The 25,287-nt window shown below is 44.7% G+C and carries 27 protein-coding genes and 1 pseudogene; 25 read left to right on the top strand and 3 right to left on the bottom strand.

Annotated elements, in window-relative coordinates:
• Window positions 1–91: 91 nt before the first annotated feature.
• From DFP97_RS06210 to DFP97_RS06285, 17 genes are all read left to right on the top strand, one after another.
• The gene (locus tag DFP97_RS06210; RefSeq protein WP_181873372.1) at window positions 92–1,192 is read left to right on the top strand and encodes a GRAS family protein; all 1,101 of its coding nucleotides are present in this window, start codon (window positions 92–94) and stop codon (window positions 1,190–1,192) included.
• 634 nt (window positions 1,193–1,826) lie between these two features.
• Complete coding sequence (locus DFP97_RS31370; protein WP_245975934.1) at window positions 1,827–2,207, top strand: reverse transcriptase family protein; 381 nt, start codon at window positions 1,827–1,829, stop codon at window positions 2,205–2,207.
• A complete protein-coding gene (gene ltrA / locus DFP97_RS06215; RefSeq protein WP_245975936.1) occupies window positions 2,137–3,114 on the top strand; it encodes a group II intron reverse transcriptase/maturase in 978 nt (325 codons plus the stop codon). The genes DFP97_RS31370 and ltrA overlap by 71 nt, the downstream gene beginning before the upstream one ends.
• A gap of 232 nt (window positions 3,115–3,346) precedes the next feature.
• Window positions 3,347–4,264 (top strand): aminoglycoside phosphotransferase family protein, encoded by a 918-nt coding sequence (locus DFP97_RS06220; protein ID WP_114379111.1) that lies wholly within the window; start codon window positions 3,347–3,349, stop codon window positions 4,262–4,264.
• 267 nt (window positions 4,265–4,531) lie between these two features.
• A complete protein-coding gene (locus tag DFP97_RS06225) occupies window positions 4,532–4,876 on the top strand; it encodes a VOC family protein (RefSeq protein WP_114379112.1) in 345 nt (114 codons plus the stop codon).
• Window positions 4,877–5,171: 295 nt separating this feature from the next.
• Window positions 5,172–5,609 carry a hypothetical protein gene (locus DFP97_RS06235; protein ID WP_114379114.1) on the top strand — a complete coding sequence of 146 codons (438 nt, stop codon included), beginning with the start codon at window positions 5,172–5,174 and terminating at the stop codon, window positions 5,607–5,609.
• A 207-nt stretch (window positions 5,610–5,816) separates the two neighbouring features.
• The gene (locus DFP97_RS06240) at window positions 5,817–6,212 is read left to right on the top strand and encodes a YciI family protein (RefSeq protein WP_114379115.1); all 396 of its coding nucleotides are present in this window, start codon (window positions 5,817–5,819) and stop codon (window positions 6,210–6,212) included.
• A gap of 182 nt (window positions 6,213–6,394) precedes the next feature.
• Window positions 6,395–6,829, top strand: a complete 435-nt coding sequence (locus DFP97_RS06245; RefSeq protein ID WP_114379116.1) for a YciI family protein — start codon at window positions 6,395–6,397, stop codon at window positions 6,827–6,829.
• A 41-nt stretch (window positions 6,830–6,870) separates the two neighbouring features.
• Window positions 6,871–8,100, top strand: a complete 1,230-nt coding sequence (locus DFP97_RS06250) for an RNA polymerase sigma factor (RefSeq protein ID WP_114379262.1) — start codon at window positions 6,871–6,873, stop codon at window positions 8,098–8,100.
• Between the two features lie 104 nt (window positions 8,101–8,204).
• Window positions 8,205–8,681, top strand: a complete 477-nt coding sequence (locus DFP97_RS06255; protein ID WP_114379117.1) for a YciI family protein — start codon at window positions 8,205–8,207, stop codon at window positions 8,679–8,681.
• A 5-nt stretch (window positions 8,682–8,686) separates the two neighbouring features.
• The gene (locus tag DFP97_RS06260) at window positions 8,687–9,028 is read left to right on the top strand and encodes a DUF1801 domain-containing protein (RefSeq protein WP_114379118.1); all 342 of its coding nucleotides are present in this window, start codon (window positions 8,687–8,689) and stop codon (window positions 9,026–9,028) included.
• Window positions 9,029–9,799: 771 nt separating this feature from the next.
• A complete protein-coding gene (locus DFP97_RS06265; RefSeq protein ID WP_114379119.1) occupies window positions 9,800–10,357 on the top strand; it encodes a DEAD/DEAH box helicase family protein in 558 nt (185 codons plus the stop codon).
• A gap of 47 nt (window positions 10,358–10,404) precedes the next feature.
• The gene (locus DFP97_RS06270) at window positions 10,405–10,881 is read left to right on the top strand and encodes a DinB family protein (protein WP_114379120.1); all 477 of its coding nucleotides are present in this window, start codon (window positions 10,405–10,407) and stop codon (window positions 10,879–10,881) included.
• A 100-nt stretch (window positions 10,882–10,981) separates the two neighbouring features.
• Complete coding sequence (locus tag DFP97_RS06275) at window positions 10,982–11,521, top strand: hypothetical protein (protein WP_114379121.1); 540 nt, start codon at window positions 10,982–10,984, stop codon at window positions 11,519–11,521.
• 418 nt (window positions 11,522–11,939) lie between these two features.
• The gene (locus DFP97_RS30630; RefSeq protein WP_181873374.1) at window positions 11,940–12,110 is read left to right on the top strand and encodes a hypothetical protein; all 171 of its coding nucleotides are present in this window, start codon (window positions 11,940–11,942) and stop codon (window positions 12,108–12,110) included.
• Window positions 12,111–12,381: 271 nt separating this feature from the next.
• The gene (locus DFP97_RS06280; protein WP_114379122.1) at window positions 12,382–12,567 is read left to right on the top strand and encodes a DUF4177 domain-containing protein; all 186 of its coding nucleotides are present in this window, start codon (window positions 12,382–12,384) and stop codon (window positions 12,565–12,567) included.
• Window positions 12,568–12,615: 48 nt separating this feature from the next.
• Complete coding sequence (locus DFP97_RS06285) at window positions 12,616–12,924, top strand: hypothetical protein (protein ID WP_114379123.1); 309 nt, start codon at window positions 12,616–12,618, stop codon at window positions 12,922–12,924.
• Between the two features lie 186 nt (window positions 12,925–13,110).
• Here the strand turns inward: DFP97_RS06285 and DFP97_RS06290 are convergent, their stop codons facing one another.
• A complete protein-coding gene (locus tag DFP97_RS06290) occupies window positions 13,111–13,983 on the bottom strand; it encodes a LysR family transcriptional regulator (protein WP_114379124.1) in 873 nt (290 codons plus the stop codon).
• Window positions 13,984–14,163: 180 nt separating this feature from the next.
• On the opposite strand from DFP97_RS06290, the gene zwf reads away from it, so the two are divergent.
• From zwf to gndA, 5 genes are read left to right on the top strand one after another with little or no spacing between them, the layout of a single operon-like run.
• A complete protein-coding gene (gene zwf / locus DFP97_RS06295) occupies window positions 14,164–15,690 on the top strand; it encodes a glucose-6-phosphate dehydrogenase (protein ID WP_114379125.1) in 1,527 nt (508 codons plus the stop codon).
• Entirely contained in the window at window positions 15,668–17,662 is a 1,995-nt protein-coding gene (tkt, locus tag DFP97_RS06300; protein WP_114379126.1) for a transketolase, read from the top strand. Before zwf ends, tkt begins: the two co-directional genes overlap by 23 nt.
• 37 nt (window positions 17,663–17,699) lie before the next feature.
• Window positions 17,700–18,365, top strand: a complete 666-nt coding sequence (gene fsa / locus DFP97_RS06305; RefSeq protein WP_114379127.1) for a fructose-6-phosphate aldolase — start codon at window positions 17,700–17,702, stop codon at window positions 18,363–18,365.
• 18 nt (window positions 18,366–18,383) lie between these two features.
• Window positions 18,384–19,733: a glucose-6-phosphate isomerase gene (locus DFP97_RS06310; RefSeq protein ID WP_181873375.1), complete on the top strand. Its 1,350-nt coding sequence runs from the start codon at window positions 18,384–18,386 to the stop codon at window positions 19,731–19,733.
• Between the two features lie 17 nt (window positions 19,734–19,750).
• Window positions 19,751–21,172 (top strand): NADP-dependent phosphogluconate dehydrogenase, encoded by a 1,422-nt coding sequence (gene gndA / locus DFP97_RS06315; protein WP_114379129.1) that lies wholly within the window; start codon window positions 19,751–19,753, stop codon window positions 21,170–21,172.
• A 71-nt stretch (window positions 21,173–21,243) separates the two neighbouring features.
• On the opposite strand, the gene DFP97_RS06320 is transcribed toward gndA, so the two are convergent.
• Entirely contained in the window at window positions 21,244–22,470 is a 1,227-nt protein-coding gene (locus DFP97_RS06320; protein WP_114379130.1) for an RNA polymerase sigma factor, read from the bottom strand.
• A gap of 178 nt (window positions 22,471–22,648) precedes the next feature.
• Here DFP97_RS06320 and DFP97_RS06325 point away from each other — a divergent pair.
• A pseudogene (locus tag DFP97_RS06325) lies at window positions 22,649–23,293 on the top strand (formylglycine-generating enzyme family protein).
• Between the two features lie 44 nt (window positions 23,294–23,337).
• Window positions 23,338–23,709, top strand: a complete 372-nt coding sequence (locus tag DFP97_RS06330; protein WP_114379131.1) for a winged helix-turn-helix transcriptional regulator — start codon at window positions 23,338–23,340, stop codon at window positions 23,707–23,709.
• Window positions 23,710–23,764: 55 nt separating this feature from the next.
• Here DFP97_RS06330 and DFP97_RS06335 read toward each other — a convergent pair whose 3' ends face one another.
• The gene (locus DFP97_RS06335) at window positions 23,765–24,835 is read right to left on the bottom strand and encodes an SDR family oxidoreductase (RefSeq protein ID WP_114379132.1); all 1,071 of its coding nucleotides are present in this window, start codon (window positions 24,833–24,835) and stop codon (window positions 23,765–23,767) included.
• 246 nt (window positions 24,836–25,081) lie between these two features.
• Between DFP97_RS06335 and DFP97_RS30635 the strand changes: the two genes are divergently transcribed.
• Entirely contained in the window at window positions 25,082–25,240 is a 159-nt protein-coding gene (locus tag DFP97_RS30635; protein WP_181873376.1) for a hypothetical protein, read from the top strand.
• The last annotated feature ends 47 nt before the right edge of the window (window positions 25,241–25,287 follow it).

Genomic DNA, 25,287 nt, shown 5'->3' on the forward strand with positions numbered 1-25,287 from the left:
TCACAAACAAAAGCCAACCCAAAAAAATGTAATGTTACCGATATTTCACATTGGCGAAATGTCTATTGGACCACTAGAAAGGATGATAATAATGACAGTTTTGCAATTATCCTCTTACGACAAGCTCAAGTCATTGCTGCTCGGATCGATGGTTGATGGAGGTGAAACGGTTGCCCGGACGGAGCTTGCCCGTTTCGCGGAGACACTGGAGATCGCGGAGAATCCTGACGACATGCTGCCTTATTTATTCGCCACGGCCCTGATGAAGAGGCTGGATCCCGTCCGAAACGAACAAATGAACCTTTATTTGCGGAAGTACGATGTTCCGCAGATCGAGCTGTTTAATTTGCTCGCACAAAAATATCCGTTGGTCGCCAACGCATCGCGTTTTGCGAATAGCCTGCTGGCCCGCTATGTCCATCCCGGCGAACCTGTTTCGTTTCTGGAGATCGGGATCGGCACCGGACGCCAAATCGTATCGCTGCTTCAGGAGCTGGCGCTTCAGGATAGACGCCCTTCGTCGATTGAGCTGTTTGCGATCGAACCAAACGAACAGTGCTTGCGGCAAGCGCAGGAGAACGTTATGGTAGCCGCCGAAAGCTGCGGAATCCGCGTCTCGTTTCATCCGATTCCGTATGAAATCGAGAGCATGCCGGACGAGATTTGGAGTAGGTTAGCCGTAGGCAGCAGCAAGATTGTCAATGCATCCTTCGCGCTGCACCACATTCGCGATACGCATGCGGGATCAGCAGGTAAGAATGGCGTATTGCGCAAGCTTAGCTCGCTTCGTCCGGCCGTCGTCGTCATGTGCGAGCCGGATTCGGACCATCAGACGTCCGACGCGATCAGCCGGTTCATTAATTGCTGGCAGCATTTCTCCCTGGTGTTCGAATTGATCGATCAGTTGGATATACCGCCGGAACAAAAGCGCGCGCTGAAAATTTTCTTCAGTCGCGAGATCGAGGACATTATCGGAAACCCCGAGCATTTGCGCTGTGAACGCCATGAGTCGACGGCTCATTGGATCGACCGGTTGGAACGGGCCGGTTTCTCGCCGAACCCGGACATGAACGGCTTATCCCTGCACATCCCAATGGGGGTATTGAGCACCTCGGATGAATGGCACATCGGTCTGGGTGCCGGCGAAATCAATCTCGTTTCCGTTATTTGCGCCGTTCCGAAAAAAGGTTAAATAATGTTGGTGATCAATGTCGAATAATGAAACGTCTAAAACAGATTCTTAAACGAGAGTTGAGGAGATTGCCTGCGGCAACTCCTTTTTTTTGTTGAAGGAGTGCCCAGAGGCACGCATCTTCTAGCCGGTGAAAATCCGGTCATGGGAGGGGCCAAGCCCCCATGTAGCTAGGATGCCTGCGTACGGCGAAAGCTTTGCGCAGAAGCGCATCGACAAAAGTCTTGTCGGAGACAGGGCGAGCAACATGCCAGGCCGTAACATTAAGTGAATCCTGCCGCGTCGTCAAAAAGGCCTCGCAAGAGGGAGAAGGGGAAGCCGAACCTCGCTTCAACGGGTGAAGGCCACGGAAACTGCTATGAACTTGGAGCGGCAGTGAAGAATCCTCCGGCGTAAGGGGATCGGCATGGTATGAAAGAGGATGCAGTGAACTGGGGAGACCCTCCCCTGCACGGAAGTTTTTTTTAAAAAAAAAGAACCGTAAAGAAGCGGTCTATAAATCCAAAAGATGAAGTGATCGGCTTGCAGGAAGGGAGTCCGAGGGGCTCATAGTACTGAGGAACTGCAGGACAACACAACCTGCAGGAGGGAAGGAGCCCTGCTTTGTTCATGTTTCTTAAGGAGGTACGAGTCAGTGAATGCCCAAGGGCTAACGACACCAAAGGAAAACGTTCAACAACTCCAAGAGAAGCTAGGTCGTGCGGCCAAGGAAAACAAGAAGCGAAGATTCCATGCTCTGTATGACAAGGTGTACCGAAGGGATATTCTGTGGGAAGCGTGGAGGCGAGTACGCGCAAACAGAGGCGCAGCGGGTGTAGATGAACAAACCCTTGCAGACATTGAGAAGCAAGGTGAATTTCAGTTCATAGAAGAATGCCACCAACTGCTGAAGGAAGGGGACTACCATCCTTCGCCTGTTCGGAGGAAGTACATCCCCAAGAAGGATGGAAAACAAAGGCCGCTCGGCATCCCGACCATTCGTGACCGAGTCGTACAAATGGCAGCTTGTCATTGAGCCTATCTTTGAAGCGGATTTCCAAGAAAGCTCGTTCGGCTTCCGCCCAAAACGCAGTGCCAAACAAGCGCTAGAACGAATCCGAAAAGCATGCAATCGCAAAGGGAATTGGGTGGTCGACGTCGACATCCAAGGATACTTCGACAACATCAACCAAGAGAAGCTAATGAAGCTGGTCGTTATGCGAATCAGTGATCGGCGAATATTGAAGTTGGTGAGGAAGTGGCTCAGTGCGGGGGTCATGGAGGAAGGAAGCGTTCGGCGGTCGGATTTAGGGACACCGCAGGGTGGAGTTATCTCGCCGTTACTAGCAAACATCTATTTGAACTACCTTGATCTGTTATGGGAACGCCATGGAAAACCGTTAGGAGAATTAACACGTTATGCGGACGATTTCGTGGTTGTATGCAAAACTAGAAAGGACGCCATGCGTGCATATGAACTCATCCGGACGATCATGGAACGGTTAGAGTTGACCCTGCATCCGACCAAAACACGGATAGTGGGTTTATGGACGGGAGAAGAAGGCTTTGACTTTCTGGGGATGCATCATCGTAAGACCAAAGCGGAGACGTCACAAGCACGTGTCTACTACACGACACAGCAATGGTTAACGCAGAAAGCAGAAACACGCATACGCGAAGTGGTGAAGGAACGACTTGCACCACCCAGTATGCGTAAGTGTTCATTTGCAGAACATGTCGCATGGTTAAACCCCAAGATTCAAGGTTGGCGGAATTACTACTACACGGCTTACAGCCAACGGAAATTAGCCAAGCTAGATTGGTACATCTTACAGCGGTTCACAAGATGGTATGCGAAGAAACGGCAACGAGTGAGATGGATGGGATCCTTTCAAGAGGTAAGGCATTTGACAAAATTACATGGATTGAAGAAGCTCTTGTAATCTGCATGCCCATGAATGACGAACATCGGAAAGCCGTATGAGGGAAAACCTCACGTACGGTTTGATGAGGAGGGGCTGGGAGACCAGCTCTTTACTCTAGTAGCGGGCAGGTTTGCATAGTAAACCATGTTTATGAGAGGAGGAAAAAACCAGTCCCTGAAGAATAATAGTTAAAAATGATTATGCTAATTATGGAAATAAGATGATCGAGGAGTGGAGGTAGGTCCTAAGGATGAACAAACGTTATTGTTTCAAACAAAATGAAATCGAAAATATTATTAACCGTTTTGGCAAAGATTTTTATGAAAAAGTTTTGAGTGATATCGAAGTATATGCTGATAAGTGGACTTTAACCTCTATTCAATTTATTCCTTCATATTCTGCAAACATAGTTTTTATATGCTGTTCAGAAAACTTTGGAAACGTAGTGATTAAAATAGGTAATCCTTCTTTCGGAGAAACTTTCACAGAATTTAATACTTTGTGTGAATATAACGGAAGACGATTTTGCAGAGTCTTTGACGAAGATATTGAAAATGGCGTGATACTTGAAGAATGTGTTCAGCCTGGGAATCCTTTAAGGGATGAGAGTTCTCTTCTTAAGAGACTATCCGTATTTTGTTCCCTATACAATGGCTTGCATATTACGCCCGCTAAAGCAGAAATATATCCAACTTACACAGAGTGGGTCGGTAGGATAACAGAATACATGAGCAAGCGACAAGATTGTAAAGAATTATATTTGTATATGAAAAAAGCAAAAGATATCTGCCTATCGGTTTCTACTATTTATTCACAAAAGATGCTGCTTCATGGCGACTTTCATCATGATAATATTTTACTTGGTAATGATGGAGAGTATATAATTATTGACCCTAAAGGCGTAATAGGCGATCCTGTATTTGATGTTCCACGTTTTATATTAAATGAATTTGGTGATGAAATAACTACGGAATTATATAAGAAAATAAACGATATAATATACATCTTAGAAAAAAAGCTTAATATTCCAAACGACATATTAAAACAATGCCTTTATGTGGAAACTGCAATGGGGATATGCTGGAGCGTAGAAGACGGCTCAACCCCTGAGGAATATCCGAGTCTTATAAAAAAGGTTGCTTTCGCAGAAACAATTTTGACTACTTGATTTGGGGAAACTTCACGTTCCTCAATAATGTATAGCATGTCTAAACACTACTAACCCATGATGTACAGATGTTATCACGCGTTTACAAGGAAGTACTCCGATTCAAATCTGAGAATGAAAACGAGAACTATGTATGTTGAATTGTTAACAAATTGTTCAATTTGATTTGCAATATGTAGCCGTTCAGTTTTGGCTGACACCACCGGAGATGTTTCATTCAATGAAGAAAAACGCAATTGATTTATAACGAGAAGGGAGGGTTTACGAATGAAGACAGTATTGACTCATGTAAGAATTAATGTCTCTGACGTAATTAAAGTTTCAAAATGGTACGAGGAAACACTGGGGTTTAAAGTTTCTGTAAGATACCCGGAAGATAAACCGTATTACATTGGTTTCGAATCAAAAGGGGGTGCTGATTTTTCAATTCAAGAAGATGAAAGTTATCCATCAAAGGGAAGAGTTAATTTCCAAGTATCTAACCTAGAAAAACTTTGGGATACGTTAAAAGATAAAGTAACTGTTGTTGAAGATTTACATACAACACCGTATGGGGTTACTAAGTTTACGATTGAAGATCCAGATGGGAACGAGCTTGGCTTTACGTATTGAATTAAGATCACTTTACCTAAGTTAAGCCGAAGAATCGTTGAGATGTTCGAGTAACCCATACTTACCTAGGAGCAAGGGACAGTGCCCTATTACGAACTTACAGAACGGATTCGGACAGTGCCCTATTACGAACTTACAGAACGGATTCACCTTTTTCATAAAAAGAACCAGGAGATATACAAGGAATTTGAATACACAGATCGCAATGAACTCGTCCTTCTTGCGAAGATGAAATTGGGACGTCTAGATGAGAAGGATATCACTGAATACGTATGGCTTTTGGAACGTTGGGGATATGAGGACAAAAACAATAGCACCGATTGAAGGTTATGAAAACGAAACGATCGAGATTTTAGAGATTAAAGATATTTCCGATGTAAGGGTTGTTGGCTTTTTATCTAATAATAATCCTGCATATGTTCAATTTTTTAAAAATCAAAAAGGTAATTATGAATGGAGTCATATAGAAAAAAGTGCAAATCGATCATTTACCACATATATAATTCACGAGTCGACCAATAAAGCTGAATTTTCGAAATTTATGATTGTAACAAATCAAGCAAATGATATTGCTAAAATGCAATTAGGCATAAATGAACAAGTGATCGAACAGGAGTTTATCGTCAACCAGAAGTCTGTTACTTGGATCGACTTACCTGAATCACAGGGTAAAACCTATACCTTTAAATATAAATACTATGATAAGGAAGGTAATCTGATCGGAGATAATTAGGTGACAAATCGTTCAACTACCATGAAAGAACGGATTAATTTCCATGCTCTGTGGTGCAGCATATGAGGAGCATGGATGAGCTGCGTCGCTTTAAAGAGACCCCGGATTATTTTTTTGAAATAAGTTATTACCTGTGTCGATTTTGTTAACTACCGTTCGTCGTATGAATAGAGGCACAATTCATCTCATCTTAAGGAGGATATTAAAATGAAATTTCTGTGTTTGGGGTACTTAGATCATGAGAAAATGGATTCCCGTCCGGAGACGGAGATCAACGCAGTGATGAGGTTATGTCAGCCTCACCTTGAAGAATTCTATAATAGCGGCCAAGTAATTATGGATGCTGGCCTGGCCTTGGAATCAAAGTGCTTGCGCCGGGAGAACGGGAAGGTGACGATTACGGACGGTCCCTTTACTGAGACTAAGGAGATGATAGGCAGCGTGTTCCTCATAGAAGCACAGGACATGGAAGATGCCATCAGGGTAGCTTCCCTTCATCCGACTACGCAAGTGGGGGAGGGCGAGCAGTTTGGCTGGCGCCTGGAAATCCGCCCGATTCATTACTTTGAAAAGAAAGAACTCTCCGAAACTTCTAAGTTTTAGGTTTAAAAAATATGCGATAGGAACTTGGTATTCTTTCGTCGAAAATATAATTGTTCAAGCAAGAAATATGGGCTGGCGCATTTGTCATCATTGATTCGTCGAATACACATAGAAGCGGATTTACTCGGGGGTTCTTAACGGGTACAAAGAAGCTTCACTAAAAAAATAGGAGGTATACATATATGAGATTTATGATGATCGTGAAAGCCACGACAGATTCAGAGGCGGGGGTTATGCCTAGTCAAGAGCTTATTGATGCCATTCAGAAGTATAACGAGGAATTGGTGAAGGCTGGAGTTTTGCTTGCTGCCGATGGTCTGCAACCCAGTTCGAGTGGAATACGGATTTCCTACCCGGAACCCGGAGGCAAACCGAAGGTTGTTGACGGCCCGTTTACGGAAGCAAAAGAAATAATCGCAGGATATACATTGATTGAAGTCAAGTCGAAGGAAGAAGCGATTGAATGGGCACTTCGCATGCCTGACCCTCATGGTTTTGGACAGGGAGAGATTGAGCTCAGACAGGTGTCCGAGATAGGGGACATAATGGATAATCCCGATTCACTTGCGAAAGAAGCGGCGCTTCGCAATCAGCTTGAGGAGCAGAAAAGAGCGTGAATGGTTCCCATACCGAACGAACGATTGACGCAATATGCCGAATGGAGTCAGCAAAACTTATCGCAGGGTTAATAAGAATGGTTCGGGATGTCGGCCTTGCAGAGGATCTTGTTCAGGATGCACTAGTAATTGCTCTTGAGAGGTGGCCGGAGAGCGGTATACCAGAAAATCCGGGTGCATGGCTGATGACGACGGCGAAACGGCGCGCTATTGATAATATTCGCAGGACGAAGCTGCGTGATCAGAAGTATGTAGAGATCGCTCACAGTATGGATTTATTTACAGAGGAAGACATAGATCAAGTTTTGGACGGGGAGATCGGTGACGATCTCCTTCGTCTGATCTTTATGACCTGTCATCCAGTGTTATCGCAGGATGCCAGAGTTGCCCTGACGCTTCGCCTGTTATGCGGGCTCACCACAGATGAAATCGCTCGTTCTTTTCTTGTCGCCGAATCGACGATTGCACAGCGAATTGTCCGTGCTAAGAAAACCCTTAAGACCGAGAAGGTTCCTTTCGAGATGCCTGACGGGGAGGAACTTAAAGACCGTCTGTCTACAGTGCTCGAAGTGATTTACCTTATGTTTAATGAAGGATATTCGGCAACATCCGGAAATCAATGGATTCGTCCGCTACTATGTCAGGAAGCACTGAGATTGGGGCGCATACTTGCCGAGATCACACCTCTTGAATCGGAAGTTCACGGACTTGTCGCGCTAATGGAGATACAGTCTTCGAGGTTGAAGACACGGGTGGACTCTAAGGGAGAACCCGTTCTACTTATGGATCAAAACCGGGCGCAGTGGGACCAACTGTTGATTCGCCGTGGTTTGGCGGCATTGGATCGCAGCCGAAAACTAGGACGGCCGCTCGGGCCTTACTCGTTGCAGGCTGCGATATCCGCTTGTCATGCGCAGGCGCCGACGGCAGTCGAGACAGATTGGCCCCGAATTGCCGCTCTTTATGAAGCGCTTTCGAGAGTGGCGCCTTCACCGATCGTTGAATTAAACCGCGCGGTCGCCATTTCCATGGCGTTTGGTCCTTCCTTCGGATTGCAGATTATCGACAATCTGAATGCTGAACCTTCTTTAAAAGATTACCATCTGCTGCCGAGCGTTCGCGGGGATCTCCTAGTGAAGCTGGGACGGTACGCTGAAGCCCGTACAGAATTTGAACGCGCCGCTTCCATGACCCGGAATGAGCGCGAAAGGGCACTATTACTGAACCGAGCGGCTGATTGTATGTCTAGAACATCGGATAAATATTTTTAGCCATTTTGTCGATTATATGGTTTCCCACTCGTCGTTACAGTAAGGGAAGAATTGCGGCAGCTTATACCGCCTCAATTCTTCATCCCAGAAGGAGGGGAACAATAATGCGATTCATGTTGATTGTCAAGTCGACAGTGTACTCGGAAGCAGGAGTATATCATAGCCGAGAGTATAACAATGCAACGATTACGTACAAGCAGTTTTTGGTCAAAGCCGGTGCGCTTCTAGCTGCAGAAGTTCTTCAGCCAAGTTCAAGTGGGATAAGGATAACATATCCACCGCATAGGGGAGAGCCAAGGGTGCAGGTTGGCCCTTTTTCAGCAGATAAAACGCTCATAGCGGAATTTACCCTGATCGATGTGAGGACGGATGACGAGGAACTGAATTGGGCCCTCCGTATGCCGGTTCCGGCGGGCCTCGGTGAGTTCGAAATCGAAATACGAAGGCTCGAAGAGAATTCGGATTCTTTACGAGAACCTAGAATACAGGCACTTGAATCAGATTTGCAAGACCAACTCTATATGTTCAAGAAGAATACCAAATCATCAACCAGCTTTAATTTAAATAATAGAGGAGTGTAGGAAAAATGAACCAAGAAGTAACAGATTTTATTCAGGCGATAAAAGAACCATGGCAGCAAGAATTATCCGCTTCTCTTCGTGAAGTTGTCCACCAAGCTATACCGGATGCGCATGAACGCATTCAGTATAAGAAGCCCCATTTTTTAAAAAACGGAAAATACGCCGTCGTAATCTCGATATCGAAAGACACAGTCAGTTTTACCATCTTTAATGCTGACATGTTGGAGCTTCCGGAAGGAATGTTTGATGGTCCCCCGGAAAGAAAAACACTGAAACTACGTAAAGGGGATACGTTTAATTCCAAACAGTTGGTGTCATTGGTCAGTCAAGCTTCAAACTCACTTTAATAACCAATAACCATCAGGAGAAGGCTGCCAGTATCGGCAGTCTTTCCCCGTTAAAGATTTTATCCATATGATACCATAATGAGAAACACTGTCACTTGAATTTTTCCATTTTTTCCTCTGTAGTAACATTAAGTGCCTTAGCGTATTCAAATGTTAAGGTCATCCCGCTATTCTGCCTATGAAACCATTTGGTTATGGGTCACTTTCTTTAGTTCTTGTACTTTTGGGATTTTTAATAAACTGGAATTTTGGGAATTTCATTGTAAGCCATTCTCTCTTTAAAATAATCGGACTCGATTTATATTCCAACGGAACTGATGGTTTTCACTATCCTTTGTTAGCATCAATACCGTTTTGGTTAGGGACAGTATTGGTTTCCAAACGGTACGTAAATGATTTTGGGGCAGTCGTGAGTAATAAGATTGGCGAGTTCATGCTTGCTATAAACGTGATTGTTACAATAATTTTTCTAATACTCCCAAGTTGGATTAAGTATTAGTAGGACTCCCAAAGTAATGAACGTATCTCAATTGAGCATCCTTATAGCTGCAGCTATTTACTTGCTTTCATTTGATGAATAACTAGCTAACTAGAGAAGTTTGAAGTACCTAAGTAGTGCTGAGGATTATTTCATTCGAAGGTTATGCAAACGGGATACGAGAGCATATTGGCTTTCAAAAAACAAAGCAAAGAGATGGTCAGCAGCTCGTTTGCTCTTAATGATCAGACCACAATTAAAAGTGGAGAAATAATCCAAAATAGGAGGTAAGGATGAAGTTCATACTTATATTTGGTCCCCAGGCTGTAGGGAAGATGACAGTAGGTCACGAACTTGAGAAAATCACAGCTATGAAGTTGTTTCACAACCATCAGACAATTGAGTTGCTTCATCCTTATTTTGGCTTCGGGCCTGAGATGTGGAGGTTATCCGATCTGTTTCGAAAGGAAATCTTTGAGCAGATGTCTCAAAGCAATAGTGCTGGATTCATGTTCACATACGTATGGGCGTTCGATTTACCAGGAGACTGGAGTTTTGTCGAACAAATCTGTGACATTTTTGAGTCTAAGGGGCATGAGGTATGCTTTGTGGAGCTCGAGGCTGATTTAGAGGAAAGGCTTACGCGCAACAAGTCCCCTCATCGCTTGCACTATAAGCCGACTAAGCGGGACGTCAAACGATCAGAAAGGGATTTAATTCAGACTATGGAAAATCATAGGTTGAACTCAATACCGGGTGAAATCTCAAGGAAAAACTACATTAGGATTCAAACTACCACTCGAACGCCGGCTGAAACAGCACTATTGATTAAAGATCGATTCCAGCTTTAGATCAATCAAATGGAGTTGAAAAAACCATAAAAAGGAGGCAGTCTGCCATGTTAAAACTATTCGAGTATTACTGGCAAGTGCGCAAAGATTGGTTTGACTGGTGCGACTTGGTAACCGAGAAAGAGTTGCTGAAGAAACGCTCAGGCGGTCAGGGCAGCATTCTCTATACGCTGTTTCACATTGTAGATGTCGAGTACAGCTGGATAAGCGATTTACAAGGAAAGAAACCTCAAAAGCCTCCGTTCGAGGACTGTGCCCACGTGCAGAAGTTAAGAGATTTTTCAGCACGTTGCCATGCGGAAATCAGTCCATTCATCTACGCATGGAATAGCGGCATGGAAACTCGTAATTTGTCCGACCAAAACGAAACAGGCGAATGGGAGAGCTTCAAATACGGGGAGATTATGCGACATGTTCTCGCCCATGAGATCCACCACATCGGTCAATTATCTGTATGGTCGCGAGAAATTGGAAAGCAGCCGATTACCGCAAACTTGATTCGAAGGGGATTGTTCGATATTTAACGCAGTTTAGTACTAGTAATTACCTCGCTCGTCGATACAACTTTTCCCTCTCAAAACGCGTCTATAATTTAGTACGAATACAGTGGGAGGAAGATTGGTTTTGAAGAAAGCATTTCTTGTTGTTATATTAAGTATTGTTTTTGCAACAGGATGTTCTAACGAAACAGAAAAATCAGGTCCAGTTCTACATCAGGAAACAATTGGGGACCTAGCGTATGAAATCAAGCTAAGTAATAACCACTTTGGAATGAATGAAGAAATTGAAGTCTTCACATCCGTGACGAATCGGGGAAAAGAAGCTTTAACCTATGTTTCCGGAAGCTCTAGTTGTCCTAACCATGCTTTAATTAATATCACTCACCAAGAAACAAATACCAACTTGTCAACAAAACAAGGCGAAGGTTGCACTTCAGATTTAGGCATCTCTACACTGGAGCCTGGTCAAAAGGTCGAAGATAAGTGGATTTTCATATCGAAGTATCACAGCAAATCACGACTTGAACCAGCACTCTCGGGCACTTACGATGTGAAGGTTTCGTTGCCTCCGGAAGATATTGAAATTACAAAAGATTATCAATCAAAACTGATAAACCCACGAACAAGCACCACAATACAGATTATTCTTTCAGACAATAATTGAGCTAGCTGGGAACGATAGTTAAGGAGCTTGCTTCGAGGCAGCTCCTGTTTATTGAAGTAACTCGCAATTATGCACAACAGTATATGTTGTCACGTCTAATTTTTGTGAACGATTTTTCACCGGGTTCAATTGTTAAAGTTGTTTTTGTGAAACCTTCGAACATCAGAAAAAGCATTGCAAAGAAAAAGCCTTTTGTTCTTTTAGTTAAAAGAGATTGTTTTGTTAAGAAACGAAGGGAATCGATAACGGGACACGATAGCTAAATTAAAAAACAAGTGAAGGTGATCGGCCCATTGAACCGGCTAATATCTCCGGGCTGACTGCTGTACGATGGTACTGGATTGCAGTTAGTATCAGACAATTGGGATAAAATGCAAGATACCATCTCATACTAAATACGAGATGGAGGTGAAACGCTATGCCCAAAAATGACGCCGATCCCAAGCATGACCGCGAAGATAACCGCGCAGATACGAAAAATAATCAGCAGAATAACGCTAATTTCACTGAAGAAGCGCAAACGCTATCGAGCAACAAGGCCGCTGATTACGTACCAAGTTTAAATGGTATCTCCAAAAATCAAGTTTAAGTAACTGCAGGCTGCTCTTCTCGTCTCTATATGATGGAAGAGCAGCCTTTTATGTGGAATAACCTTTCCAAAGCCTTTTTCACAGGTGGTAAGGTCAAAAATCTGGACGTGTAATTATTATTAGGTAGTAAAATGGGAAAAGAGAGCTGAATAAGTCATTGTGTAGCACGGTTACTGGTGTTATTTTATTGAAGTACGGGAGGATAATTGCAACGTTCAGCGATCTGGAACCGTACTTAACACGTATACTAAGTGAAGGGTGGGACTAGGCTTGTATGAATATAAATATGTAGAAACTTCATTAGGTGGATTTTTCACAGATGCAGTACATAGAGAAACAATTGGTGAACATGCAAAAGACGGATGGAGATTAGTACAGGTTTTGCCGACACATTATAATGGTCACGGGAAACCTACAGCGTACGAAATTATTTTTGAACGATTAATACAAAAATAGAAAAAAGCTTGCTACGCTAACCGGACAATTTAAATTGGAGGAATATCAATGAGTCAACGCTATCGTATTACAAGAGCATTTCAGGAAAATGGCAATTCGGCGCAAATCATATCTTTGGAAGAGTGCAAACAGTATTTCTCGTCCAAACCTGATTTTGCCTATTCATCAGTGTTTACGGTAACAGGTTCAACCAGCATGTCCATTGAGGGAGATTTTTTCATGTGGAGCTATGGTGATACAAAAATCCCATTCAGGCATTATGAGGGAGATATTTACGTATCCGCCGCCAATGAAGCGGTGATCCCCAAAATGATTGAGGTTGCGGGCGAATTAGGAGCGGATGTGCTGGAAGGGTAATTTTTTTCAATACTTGTTTGATGGATGCGTCATAAATGCCTCTTTCAAAGCAAGGAGCGAGGTACAACCCTAAATCCATCAGATACAAACCGCCAAAATCCTTGAAAATCAAGGATTTTGGCGGTTTTTGCGATGTGAGAGCAGGTACAATAAATGCAATTGGACCATAGTTGCAGACATAAAAGTTTAGCGAACCAGCTCAATTAACTTGCTTGCTGCACTGGAAAGCGGCATGTTCCGCATAATCATAATCCCTACGTGAGAGGGCGGCAGCGGCACGTCTAATTGAATCTCGAAGAGGGAGCCCTCCTCCAGCTCCTTCGAAACAAATTCTCTGGTTACATAAGAGATTCCGAGTCCTCTCCGAGCAAACTCGATAAGTAGATCCACGCTTCCTACCTCAATTTCAGGTTTGAGTTTATAGCCATAGCTTTGAAACAATTCCGTAATGGCCATTCGTGCCCGGCTATTCCGGGAGAATAGGATGACGGGGTGCTCGAGCAACTTATCCAGCGATAAAACCATGTTCTTAAGCTCGGCATAACGTTCCCCCGCTACAAAGCAATCCCTAAGCTGAATACTTTCCCTCACTTCCAGCTGAGGATCGTCGATCGGCATACGAACGACGCCCAAATCAATTTTTCCTTCTTTCAAGAAAGCAATAACTTCCGGCGTCGTTCCATGATTCAGGTGCAATCTAATGCGGGGATACTTCTTATGAAAATCTTCCAAATAAGGAAGCAAGTAATGCTTAAACAGCGAATCGCTACCGCCGATACGCAGCTCGCCGCTGTCCAAATTTCTAAGCGCGGCCATTTTTTCTTCGGCCAGCGATATTAAGATCTGAGACTGCTCAATATAGGAATACAGTATAGCGCCCTCTTGCGTCAGCTCAACGCCTTTGGAATTCCGGTAAAACAATGTGATGCCAAAGCTGTCTTCCAGCTGTTTGATAGCATGGCTGACGCTTGGTTGTGTGAGATACAACGCTTTGGCAGCCTGTGTCAGACTTCCTGTCTTCGATGCCCAATAAAAAACTTTATACAATTCGTTATTCATAGACGTGATCTATAGCTCCTGTAAAATATATTAATTACTTGTATGTCCGCTAATCGTATTATAGTGGAATTACAGAAAAGAAACCAGAGCATGCGGAGTGGGATAATGTTCATGTTACTTTAACTGACGTTAATATCATGCCGGACGTAACAATTAAGCTCTGATGGAAGGAGATGGAGAATGGAGCCAATCACGATTGTCTTGTTTGGAGCAACAGGGGATTTAGCCAAAAGAAAGATTTACCCGGCCCTGTATAATTTGTTCCTCGATAATAAGCTGCCGCGATCTTTTTCCTTAATCGGCCTTGGAAGAAGAGAATGGACTGACGCATCATTTCAGGCAAATGTCGAGCAATCTCTTCGAGATTTTTCCAGACGCCAAGCGAACGACCCTGCATTGCTGAAAGAATTCCTGCAGGCATTCCGGTACAGCGTTCTGGATATTGGCCAAAAGAAAGATTATCAGAAGCTTCTGCTGCTCATTGAACAGCGGGAAGAGCAGCTTCGCATTCCACCGAATCGCATGTTTTACTTATCTGTTGGACCTGAGTTTTTTGAAACAATCGCAGCCAACATTCAAGATAGCGGGCTAGGTTCCGCAAATGGCTGGAAGCGTCTTGTGATCGAGAAGCCTTTCGGACATGATTTGCAATCTGCCCGTGATCTTAATCAGAAGCTGAGCAATGCTTTTGCGGAAGATGAGATTTACCGGATCGATCATTATCTCGGCAAGCCGATGGTGCAGAGGCTTGAGTCTTTGCAGCAGACCAACCCGGTCATACAGGCGTTATGGAACAACCGTCATATTGCCAACGTGCAGATTACGGCAAATGAAACCGTCGGCGTGGAAGAAAGAGCGGGTTATTACGATCACGTAGGCGCGATAAGAGACATGTTCCAGAACCATATGCTGCAATTGCTTATGATGACGGCGATTCAGCTGCCTCAGAAGAGCGCCTCCGATAAGGTGCGCTTTAAGAAGAAGCAGGTAATGGAGGCCCTCGAGCCGCTGCAAAAACAGGATGTTGGAGCCAGCGTTATCCGCGGGCAGTACGAAGCAGGAAGCATCCAAGGAAAGCCGGTAATCGGCTATACGTCCGAGCCGGGCATTGCTCCTGCATCTAAGAACGATACGTTTATTGCCGCCAGATTGCAAATCGATGATTACTTTTGGCGGGGAGTTCCTTTCTATATCCGTACAGGCAAAAGAATGAAGGAGAAATCGACGCGGATCGTTATTGAATTTAAAGATCCGTCTAAGCAGACCTTATCGGCAAGCGAAGATCTCATAGCACCTAATCTTCTTGTCATTGAAATGAGTCCTCACGAAGGCATTACGCTTCAAATAAATACGAAGGATCCCCAGCATAAAGGGGAATTCAAACCTATTCATATCGACCTTCATCCAGGTGAAAAGGATTTTCCCGAGGCTTACGAAAATTTAATTCACGATGCAATGCACGGCGACGCTACGTTTTTTGCCCATTGGGATGAAGTCGAAATGTCCTGGGCATGGGTTGAGCCGATCCTGGAAGCATTCGAAGAGAACCTGGTTCCGCTTCATCCGTATGCAGCGGGCACTAATGGGCCTGTCGAGTCCGATGCGTTACTAGCCCAGGACGGCTATCATTGGTGGTTCGATACCAAGCCTGAACAAGAAATTGAAGCAGAGGAAGGGAAACAATATGCCTACAACACAAACCATTGAACAGTTAGCGATCGATACGATCCGCACCTTGTCAATTGATGCCATTAACAGCGCCAATTCCGGTCATCCGGGGCTTCCAATGGGAGCAGCGCCGATGGCGTACACCCTTTGGTCCCAATTTTTGAGTCACAATCCCGGCCATTCCAAGTGGTTTAACCGCGACCGTTTTGTATTGTCTGCAGGTCACGGTTCCGCTTTGCTGTACAGCCTTCTGCATTTGTCCGGCTATCAGGTGTCGCTTGACGATTTGAAACAGTTCCGCAAGCTGAACAGCAAGACACCGGGACATCCTGAATTCGGGCACACGGATGGCGTTGATGCCACAACCGGTCCTTTGGGACAAGGGGTTGCGATGGCAGTCGGAATGGCGATGGCCGAAGCTCATCTGGCCGCAAAATTCAATCAAGACGGTTACTCGGTCATTGACCATTATACGTATGCGCTTGTCGGAGACGGCTGTCTGATGGAAGGCATTTCATACGAGGCGATGTCCATGGCTGGACATATGAAGCTTGGCAAATTGATCGTCATGTACGATTCCAACGACATCTCTTTGGACGGAGCACTAAACCTTTCTTTCGGAGAGAATGTTCAAAAAAGAGCGGAGTCGGCTAATTGGCAATATTTACGCGTTGAGGACGGCAATGATATTTCGAGTATTGCAGAAGCGATTGCGGCAGCTAAGCAAAATGATTCGCAGCCTACGCTCATCGAGATTCGGACGATTATCGGTTACGGCAGCAAGGCAGCTGGAACGAATAAAGTACACGGCAATCCGCTCGGCAAAGAAGAGGCGAAGGCCACCAAGGAAGTTTACGGCTGGAATTACGAGGAAGAGTTCACCGTTCCGGCAGAGGTTAAAGCTCATTTCGAGCAGCTTAAAAGCAAGGGCGGACTTAAAGAAGAAGAATGGAACAAACTGCTTGCTTCTTATACGGTCCAATATCCGGCTCAAGGCAAGGAACTCGCACAAGTTATTGACGGTACCGTTTCAATTGACGCTTCCAATATCCTGACGTTTGATGCATCCAAGACGATTTCAACCCGCGTAGCGAGCGGCGAAGCTATCAATCACTACGTAAAAACCGTTCCTGCTATTTTTGGCGGCAGCGCCGATTTATCGCATTCGACGATGACAGATATTAAAGGGGAGCAAATGTTCGCGGTTGAATCTTACGCGGGACGCAATATTTACTTCGGCGTCCGTGAGCATGCGATGGGCGCAGCCGGCAACGGTATGGCGCTGCATGGAGGCGTAAAACCGTTCGTCAGTACCTTCTTCGTATTCAGCGATTATTTGCGTCCATCTATCCGTCTGGCTGCACTGCAAAAGCTGCCTGTCATTTACGTCTTTACCCATGATTCGATAGCCGTTGGGGAAGACGGACCTACGCATGAGCCTGTCGAGCATTTGGCTGCGCTGCGTACCATCCCGGGTCTTACGGTTATTCGACCGTCCGATGCCAATGAAACGTCGAGCGCTTGGGCGTATGCGCTGCAGCAAAATGAAGGTCCGGTTGCTCTTGTATTGAGCAGACAAAATCTCCCGATATATGAGTCGACAAAAGCCAATGTTGACGCAGTAGCTAAAGGAGCTTACGTTCTGACTGAAACAAACGATAAGCCGGATGTCATCCTGATCGGAACCGGTTCGGAGGTATCGCTTGCTGTGAACGCCAAAGCGGAGCTTGAGCGGGATAACATCTCCGTACGTGTTGTTGCCATGCCGAGCAGAGAGCTGTTCGAACGTCAGCCGGATGTTTACAAGCAAAGCGTTCTTCCTGACTCCGTATCCAATCGGGTAGCCATTGAAGCCGGAATTTCGCTTGGCTGGGACCGTTACGTAGGACCAAGCGGCATATTAGTGACGATCGATACGTTCGGTGCATCGGGACCGGGCAACCAAGTCCTGGAATACTTCGGTTTCTCCACTGATAACGTCGTTCGTTTAACGAAGCAATTGTTAAAATAATAAAAAATTAACCCAAAACAATCGGAGGTAATTAATTATGAAATTTTTTATCGACACAGCAAACTTGGTAGACATCAAAAAAGCGTATAAAATCGGTGTTTTGTCCGGCGTTACGACGAATCCATCCTTGGTTGCCAAAGAAGGCGTGAAATTCGAAGACCGAATTGAAGAAATTTTGAAGGAAGTTCCTGAGGTGGAATCCGTTTCCGCCGAAGTAACGCCTGATGCGATTACGGCTGAAGAAATGATTGAGCAAGCAAACGAACTGATCAAAATCAATAATTATGACAAAAACATCACGATCAAGCTTCCGATGACGCTTGCAGGCTTGGAGGCATGCCGTTACCTGACGAAAAAAGGCGTTAAAACAAACGTGACTTTGATTTTCACGGTTAACCAGGCGCTATTGGCCGCTCGCGCAGGCGCTACCTATGTCTCGCCGTTTCTTGGCCGCTTGGATGATATTTCGGAAGACGGTGTCCTGCTCGTTGCCAAAATCGCCGAGCTGTTCCGTGTACACAACCTGGATGCACAAATAATTGCCGCATCGGTTCGTCACCCTGATCATGTTACTCGCGTGGCAATGGCAGGTGCCCATATCGCAACCATTCCGTTCAGCGTAATTGAGCAGCTAACCAAGCATCCTCTTACGGATCAAGGAATGGAGAAATTCGCTAGTGATTGGAAAAAGACAGTCCAATAAGAAGGGGAGACCTTGCAGATGACGATTTCATTTGATTATTCAAATGCATTATCTTTTATTGGGCAGCATGAAGTGGATTACTTCAGCGAGTTCGTGAACACAGCTCACCGTATGCTTCATGAGAAGCAAGGCCCGGGATCCGATTATCTGGGCTGGGTAGATCTGCCGCTTCAATATGATCAAGAAGAATTTGCGCGAGTCAAGCAGGCTGCGCAGCGTATTCGCAGCCATTCCGATGCTTTGATCGTTATCGGTATTGGCGGTTCTTATCTGGGCGCCAGATCGGCGATCGAAGCGCTGTCCCATACGTTTCACAATCAGATGAGCGGGAATACCCAGGTTTATTTTGCCGGCCAAAATATCAGTTCAACGTACATTACTCATTTATTGGAACTGCTTGAGGGCAAAGATATTTCCCTGAATGTCATTTCCAAATCGGGAACGACGACGGAGCCGGCTATCGCATTCCGTATTTTGCGTGATTATATAGAGAAAAAATACGGTAAAGAGGAAGCGCAAAAACGTATTTTTGCTACAACCGATTCATCTAAGGGCGCATTGAAAAAACTTGCCGATGAAGAAGGCTACGAAACGTTTGTCATTCCTGACGATGTAGGCGGGCGCTATTCCGTTCTAACACCGGTAGGGCTTCTACCCATTGCCGTTGCTGGACTCGATATCGATCAAATGATGGCGGGAGCGGCAGCCGCTGCCCGGAAATATAATAATGCCGATCTTGCTTCCAATGAAAGCTATCAATATGCGGCCGTTCGCAATGCCCTTTACCGTAAGGGAAAAACAATTGAGCTGCTGGCTAACTTTGAACCATCCTTGCATTATGTCTCCGAATGGTGGAAACAGCTGTTCGGCGAAAGCGAGGGCAAAGACCAGAAGGGGCTTTATCCGGCCTCCGTCGATTTTACGACTGATTTACATTCAATGGGCCAATATGTTCAGGAGGGCCGGCGCGATCTGATCGAGACGGTGCTAACAGTTGGGAAGCCGCGGGTCGAGCTGAATATTCAAGAAGACGCGGGCAATTTGGACGGTTTGAATTTTATTGCCGGTATGACGATGAACGAAGTAAACAAGAAGGCAGCCGAAGGTACAAGGCTTGCCCATGTTGACGGCGGCGTACCTAACTTGATCGTCGAGCTGGATGAGCTTAATGAATATACGTACGGCGAAATGGTGTACTTTTTCGAGAAGGCATGCGGGATCAGCGGCTTGCTGCTTGGCGTGAACCCGTTCGATCAACCGGGCGTCGAGGCTTACAAGGTCAATATGTTTGCTCTATTGGGCAAGCCTGGCTTCGAGGCACAGAAAGCCGAGCTCATCAAGCGTTTATCTGCAAAAGGACAGGAATAATAGAGAGGCAGGGTACTATGAGTAAACAGCAAATTGGCGTTGTCGGCTTGGCCGTAATGGGTAAAAATCTAGCGATGAACATCGAAAGCAAAGGGTTCTCGGTTGCTGTATATAACCGCTCACCGGAAAAAACAAATGAGCTTCTGGAAGAAGCGGCGGGTAAGAACTTCGTGGGTACGTTCAGCGTAGAGGAATTCGTCCAATCGCTTGAGACGCCGCGCAAGATTTTAATTATGGTCAAAGCGGGACAACCTACGGACGATACTATTAATCAACTCGTTCCGTACCTCAGTCAAGGAGATATTCTGATCGATGGCGGAAACGCCTATTTCCCTGATACGCAAAGACGAAACAAAGAACTGCAAGCTAAAGGTTTCCGCTTTATCGGAGCTGGCGTATCGGGCGGCGAAGAGGGTGCGTTGAAAGGTCCGGCGATTATGCCAGGCGGGCAAAAGAGCGCGTATGAGCTGGTTGAGCCAATCTTGACGGCCATTTCCGCTAAAGTGAACGGCGATGCTTGCTCGACCTATATCGGGGAAGACGGCGCCGGCCACTATGTTAAAATGGTGCACAATGGTATCGAATATGGCGATATGCAGCTTATTGGCGAAGCGTATCACTTGCTGAAGGATGTACTGAACGTAAGCACAAACGAGCTCCATGACATTTTCACAGAATGGAACAACGGCGAATTGGATAGCTATTTGATTGAGATTACAGCCGATATTTTCTCGAAGACAGATCCGGTGACAGGCAAACCGATGGTGGATGTGATCCTCGATTCGGCCGGGCAAAAAGGTACTGGGAAATGGACCAGTCAAAGCGCATTGGATTTGGGAGTTCCGCTGTCCATTATTACCGAATCCGTATTCGCACGCTTCCTATCCGCAATGAAAGAAGAGCGCGTAGCCGCAAGCAAGAAGCTGAACGGTCCTGCGGCATCAAGCTATGACGGCGATCCGAAAGAATTCATCGAGGCCGTTCGCAAAGCTTTGTATGCAAGCAAAATCGCTTCGTATGCGCAAGGCTTTGCGCAAATGAGAGCTGCATCCGATGCGTACAATTGGAATTTGAACTATGGCAGCATTGCGATGATATTCCGTGGGGGATGTATCATCCGAGCAGGGTTTTTACAAAATATTAAGGATGCTTATGATAAGGATCCGGCTCTGAAAAACCTGTTTTTGGACGAATACTTCGGCGGGATCGTTGACAAGTATCAGGAAGCTTGGAGAAAAGTCATCTCGATTGCCGTAACCAGAGGGATTCCGGTACCTGCCTTTGCATCCGCTTTGGCTTATTATGACAGCTATCGTACAGAGAGGCTGCCGGCTAATTTGCTGCAAGCGCAAAGGGATTATTTCGGGGCGCATACGTTCGAGAGACTGGATCAAAAGGGAAGCTTCCATTTCCAATGGATGGATAATACAGCACAATAAACAGTAGAGCAGGCTGTCGACACCAAATGGGTCGGCAGCCTTTTCTGTTAACCGGCATGTCAAGAATATTATTATTTATTTCTAATATGCTCAACCCATTGCTCATACAGGTCTAACTCAGAACGTTGAAAGATTCCATTAAAATCATTTGGATTCCTAATCACTTTGTTTAATGCATCTAATCCATATTTATCAGCAATGAATTCCACAATTAAATAAGAAAACTGAAAACCATTCATTGTTTCAAAATCCCAAGTATCGTTATTTAATTCTTGAAAAGTTGGGATATCAAGATTCTCGATTGCATCTGAAGTAGTGCTTTTAATATACTCTTTGGACATTAGTTTTGCTTCATATCCTCCAATGCCCTGACGCAACCATTTCGGAGAAAGGGGATTAATGTCACTAATTAACCACATTGTGAACAAATGCACAGTGGATTTAAGAATAGATTGATACGTATGCTCTGGTCCAGGATTTAAAGGGGAAACAATCTTTAATTTGTTTTCCTCAAAAGTGCCCATGAACCAATTAGGGGCATTTGCTTCTCCGACAGCTTGATGGAAAGTCGGAAGATCTGGATAAATTTCAATGATAATTTTTCTGGATGGATGGTGTTTAAATTTTGTTGAAATTCTTTCAACATGATCCTTAAGTTCATTAAATAAGTCATGATGCACCTTCTTCAGACTATCATTCGTGTCATTTGCTTCACTTTTACTTACAATCGATATTATTTCTTGAATAGACATTATGGTAATATCACCCCATTCTTTTAATTCTCTTCTTAATTTCTCTAGTGACCGGTACAACCTGTTTTTTACCGCACTCTCACGCATTCCAACGATCTTGGAAATTTCCAATAAGGTACAGTCCACAAAAAAGCGCAAAGAAATAATCTGTTGGTCTAGTTCATTTAGTTGTTTTAACGCAGAACTAATATCAATACGAATTTCAACATTCTTAGCAAAGTCAAGAGAGACAGACTGTGATTCATAATCTGCAAAATCATAGTTAATTTCTTTTTTTCGTGATAAACTTCGAAATTCATTTTTCACTGTATTCTGAGCTATCTTGAAAATCCAAGTGAATAAACTGGAATTTTCTTTAAAAGTATGAATGTTTTCTATTGCCTTTAAGAATACTTGTTGCGTTAAGTCATCCACAATCATAGGATTTACTTTCAACGAGAGATATTTGCGGATTCTTTTGCGATATTGATCATAGCTGATTTCAAATTGTTTGATGTTGCCCTCTTTATCCGGATAAACAGGGCTTTTGTCATGAGCTCTAGACAATTGTAGGAACCTCCTCTTGACCTTACATTCAATTAGACACCGTAGGGAGATAAAAAGCCACATACAAGTTAAAAGTTTTTGTATTGATTTATCGGCTCTGATTAAGGTAAAATTTGTAAAAAGTTCATTAGGAGGTGGTAGGGTGTTAAATGAAATAAAGAGTGACATTGACTATCCAATGGTAAAGATTCCAGGGGGAGAAATAGAATTAAGAGACGATAGAATAAAAAGAAAATGGAAAGCTGAAATAAGACCGTTTCTTCTTGCCCAGTATCCTGTAACTATGGGTTTATACTATGCTATTACAAATAAATCACCTAATTCTTTAGAGGGAGATCAAAAACCGGTTGTGAATATTTCTTGGAATGATGCAATTTCTTTTAGTAATCTACTTTCACAGAAAGCTGGACTGAAAGAGTGTTATTCAATAAGTAATGATGGTGAAAACTTTATTTGTGATTGGGAATCAAACGGCTATCGGCTTCCTTCAGAGGCAGAGTGGCAATATGCATGCAAAGCAGGGACTACTGGTTACAGATACGGAGAGCTTGATTAGATTGCCTGGTACAATGGAAATTCAAGAGGCAAAATCCATGAAGTAGGAAGAAAGGAACCGAATGCATGGGGTCTGTATGATATGTTAGGGAATGTTTGGGAGTGGTGTTGGGATTTATATGATGAACAAGTGTACGGCTCCTACCGAATTTTTTGAGGAGGCAGCTGGGCTGAAGAGGCCAGGGGTTGTGGGGCTTCGTGCCGTCGTCGTAGCCATCCGTCATTTTTCATAGATGACCTTGGTTTCCGTCTTGCACAATCTTTTTAACTTCTACAATCAAATGACGTATTTAGGGGAGGCGGGGTGGAGCAATGAAAAAGCCTGAAAAAATATACAACACTGCGGTAGAAGCTACGCTGGAAGTCATTGGCGGGAAGTGGAAACCCGTAATACTTTTTTATTTAACCTTCGGAAAGAAACGCAACAACGAGTTGAAAGGCTTGATACCTGCAATTACCCAAAAAGTGTTAACACAGCAGCTTCGGGAGCTAAAAGAGGCGGGCGTCGTCACACGCATTTCTTATAACCAGGTTCCACCGAAAGTTGAGTATGAGTTGACTGAGTACGGCTGGAGTCTTAAGGAGATCCTGCATTTGATGTGCAGGTGGGGAGACACGCATATTGAGAGAATATACGGCAGTAAGGCTGACGTTCTGGCCCCTCCCCGATTCGAAGCAACGTAATAACATATTCGATAAGCCGTCCAAATTAACAGGACGGCTTATCTGGTATCATTGATTATGGGATAACCTTGCGTCGTCGGAAGTCGTCGAAGATGTTCATAAACATCGCTTCGGTATCGATGTATTCGTGAAAACCAAAGCGGCGGGCTTTCGATCCATCGGCAAAGAAGTCATAATCCCATGAAAACACGAAGTCGCCAAAACGCCAGGAGGATACGTCATTGTAGGAATGCCATGCAAGCTCATGCTTCTCGACCATCGTGTTCCAGAGCTCCTCTTTGTCGCTCATGACGACATCCAGTGACATTGGCAGAGGGGGCGCTATCTCCAAGCCGAAATAGCGGGCGATCTTCGGCCATAGCTCGTTCCAGCGGAACAGATCGCCGTTCGTAATGTTGAACGCTTGATTGGCACAACTCTCGTCAGTCGCCGCCCAGACCGTTGCCTTAGCCAAGAGCCCGGCATCCGTCATCTCCAAGAGACTGCTATAAGCGCCTGGCTTGCCTGGAAAACGCAACGGCAAGCCAAGCTCCTTTGAGATTGAGGCATAGATCGCAATAACCATGGCAAGGTTCATCGGATTACCCAGCGAGAAGCCGCAGACGACCGACGGACGAAGCGCCGACCATGTCCAGGACTTGCTTTTTTGCCGTTGTTCTAAAAAATTTTGCTGATCGACATTGAACTCAGGCGGCATATGGTGAGCGTCGGTCTCGCGGGCCGGCGTCTTGAACGGGCCGAGATGTGCACCGTATACCTTGTAGCCCTGCATTAGACTGACATGTTTCAGACTAGGCGCAATGGGTTCGATCGCTTCGACAATGTTCACTAGCATCGCGAGGTTCGGTGGAACAAGTTCAGCCCAAGTAGGGCGGTCTTGATAGGCTGCATAGAAGATATGCGTTACTTCAGTAAAACGGCTTATCTTCTCATTGATATCGTCTTTATTGAGCAGGTCGACCGCCACATACTGGACACGGCCGTTTGGTTCTCCGCCTCGACGGGATAATCCAATCACGTCCCAATCTGGCAGAGCAGCGAGGTGATCGATGAGATTGCGGCCGATAACACCATTTGCGCCAACGACCAAGGCGATTTTGCGCATTACGGGGGATTCATTATTCATAGTGTTTCAGCTCCTTATAATGTGCTTCATTCACTATTATTTTGAATGGAGGAGCTGCACTTGGAAAGTACGCACTTTGAAGTGCTTTAAGCACTTTCAGGTAATCCAGTAGTGTCTATGGATAAATATATGGTTGTTTTTATCTTCGCTTAGAAATTAATTCCCATCTTATGGACATACTACACGTAACTTTGAGAGAAAAGAAGGATACAGAAAATTTGAAGTTATAGGCGGGAGGGGATACATATGCTGGAGTCGGAATCAGTAAAGACAGAAGAACAGCTTCAAAATGATAATAAAAAATTCAGCGAATCTAACGAATTCAATCATGAACGCAATCAAGTTGCGAAAGCGCAAAAACAAATGGCATCACAAGAGACAACGGGAGTATTGGAACAAGAATAAGACTACTCTAATTACATTGATAAAGACGACGCCAGACAACGGATGCA

The organism is Paenibacillus prosopidis (genome assembly GCF_003337375.1).
Classification (GTDB): domain Bacteria; phylum Bacillota; class Bacilli; order Paenibacillales; family Paenibacillaceae; genus Pristimantibacillus; species Pristimantibacillus prosopidis.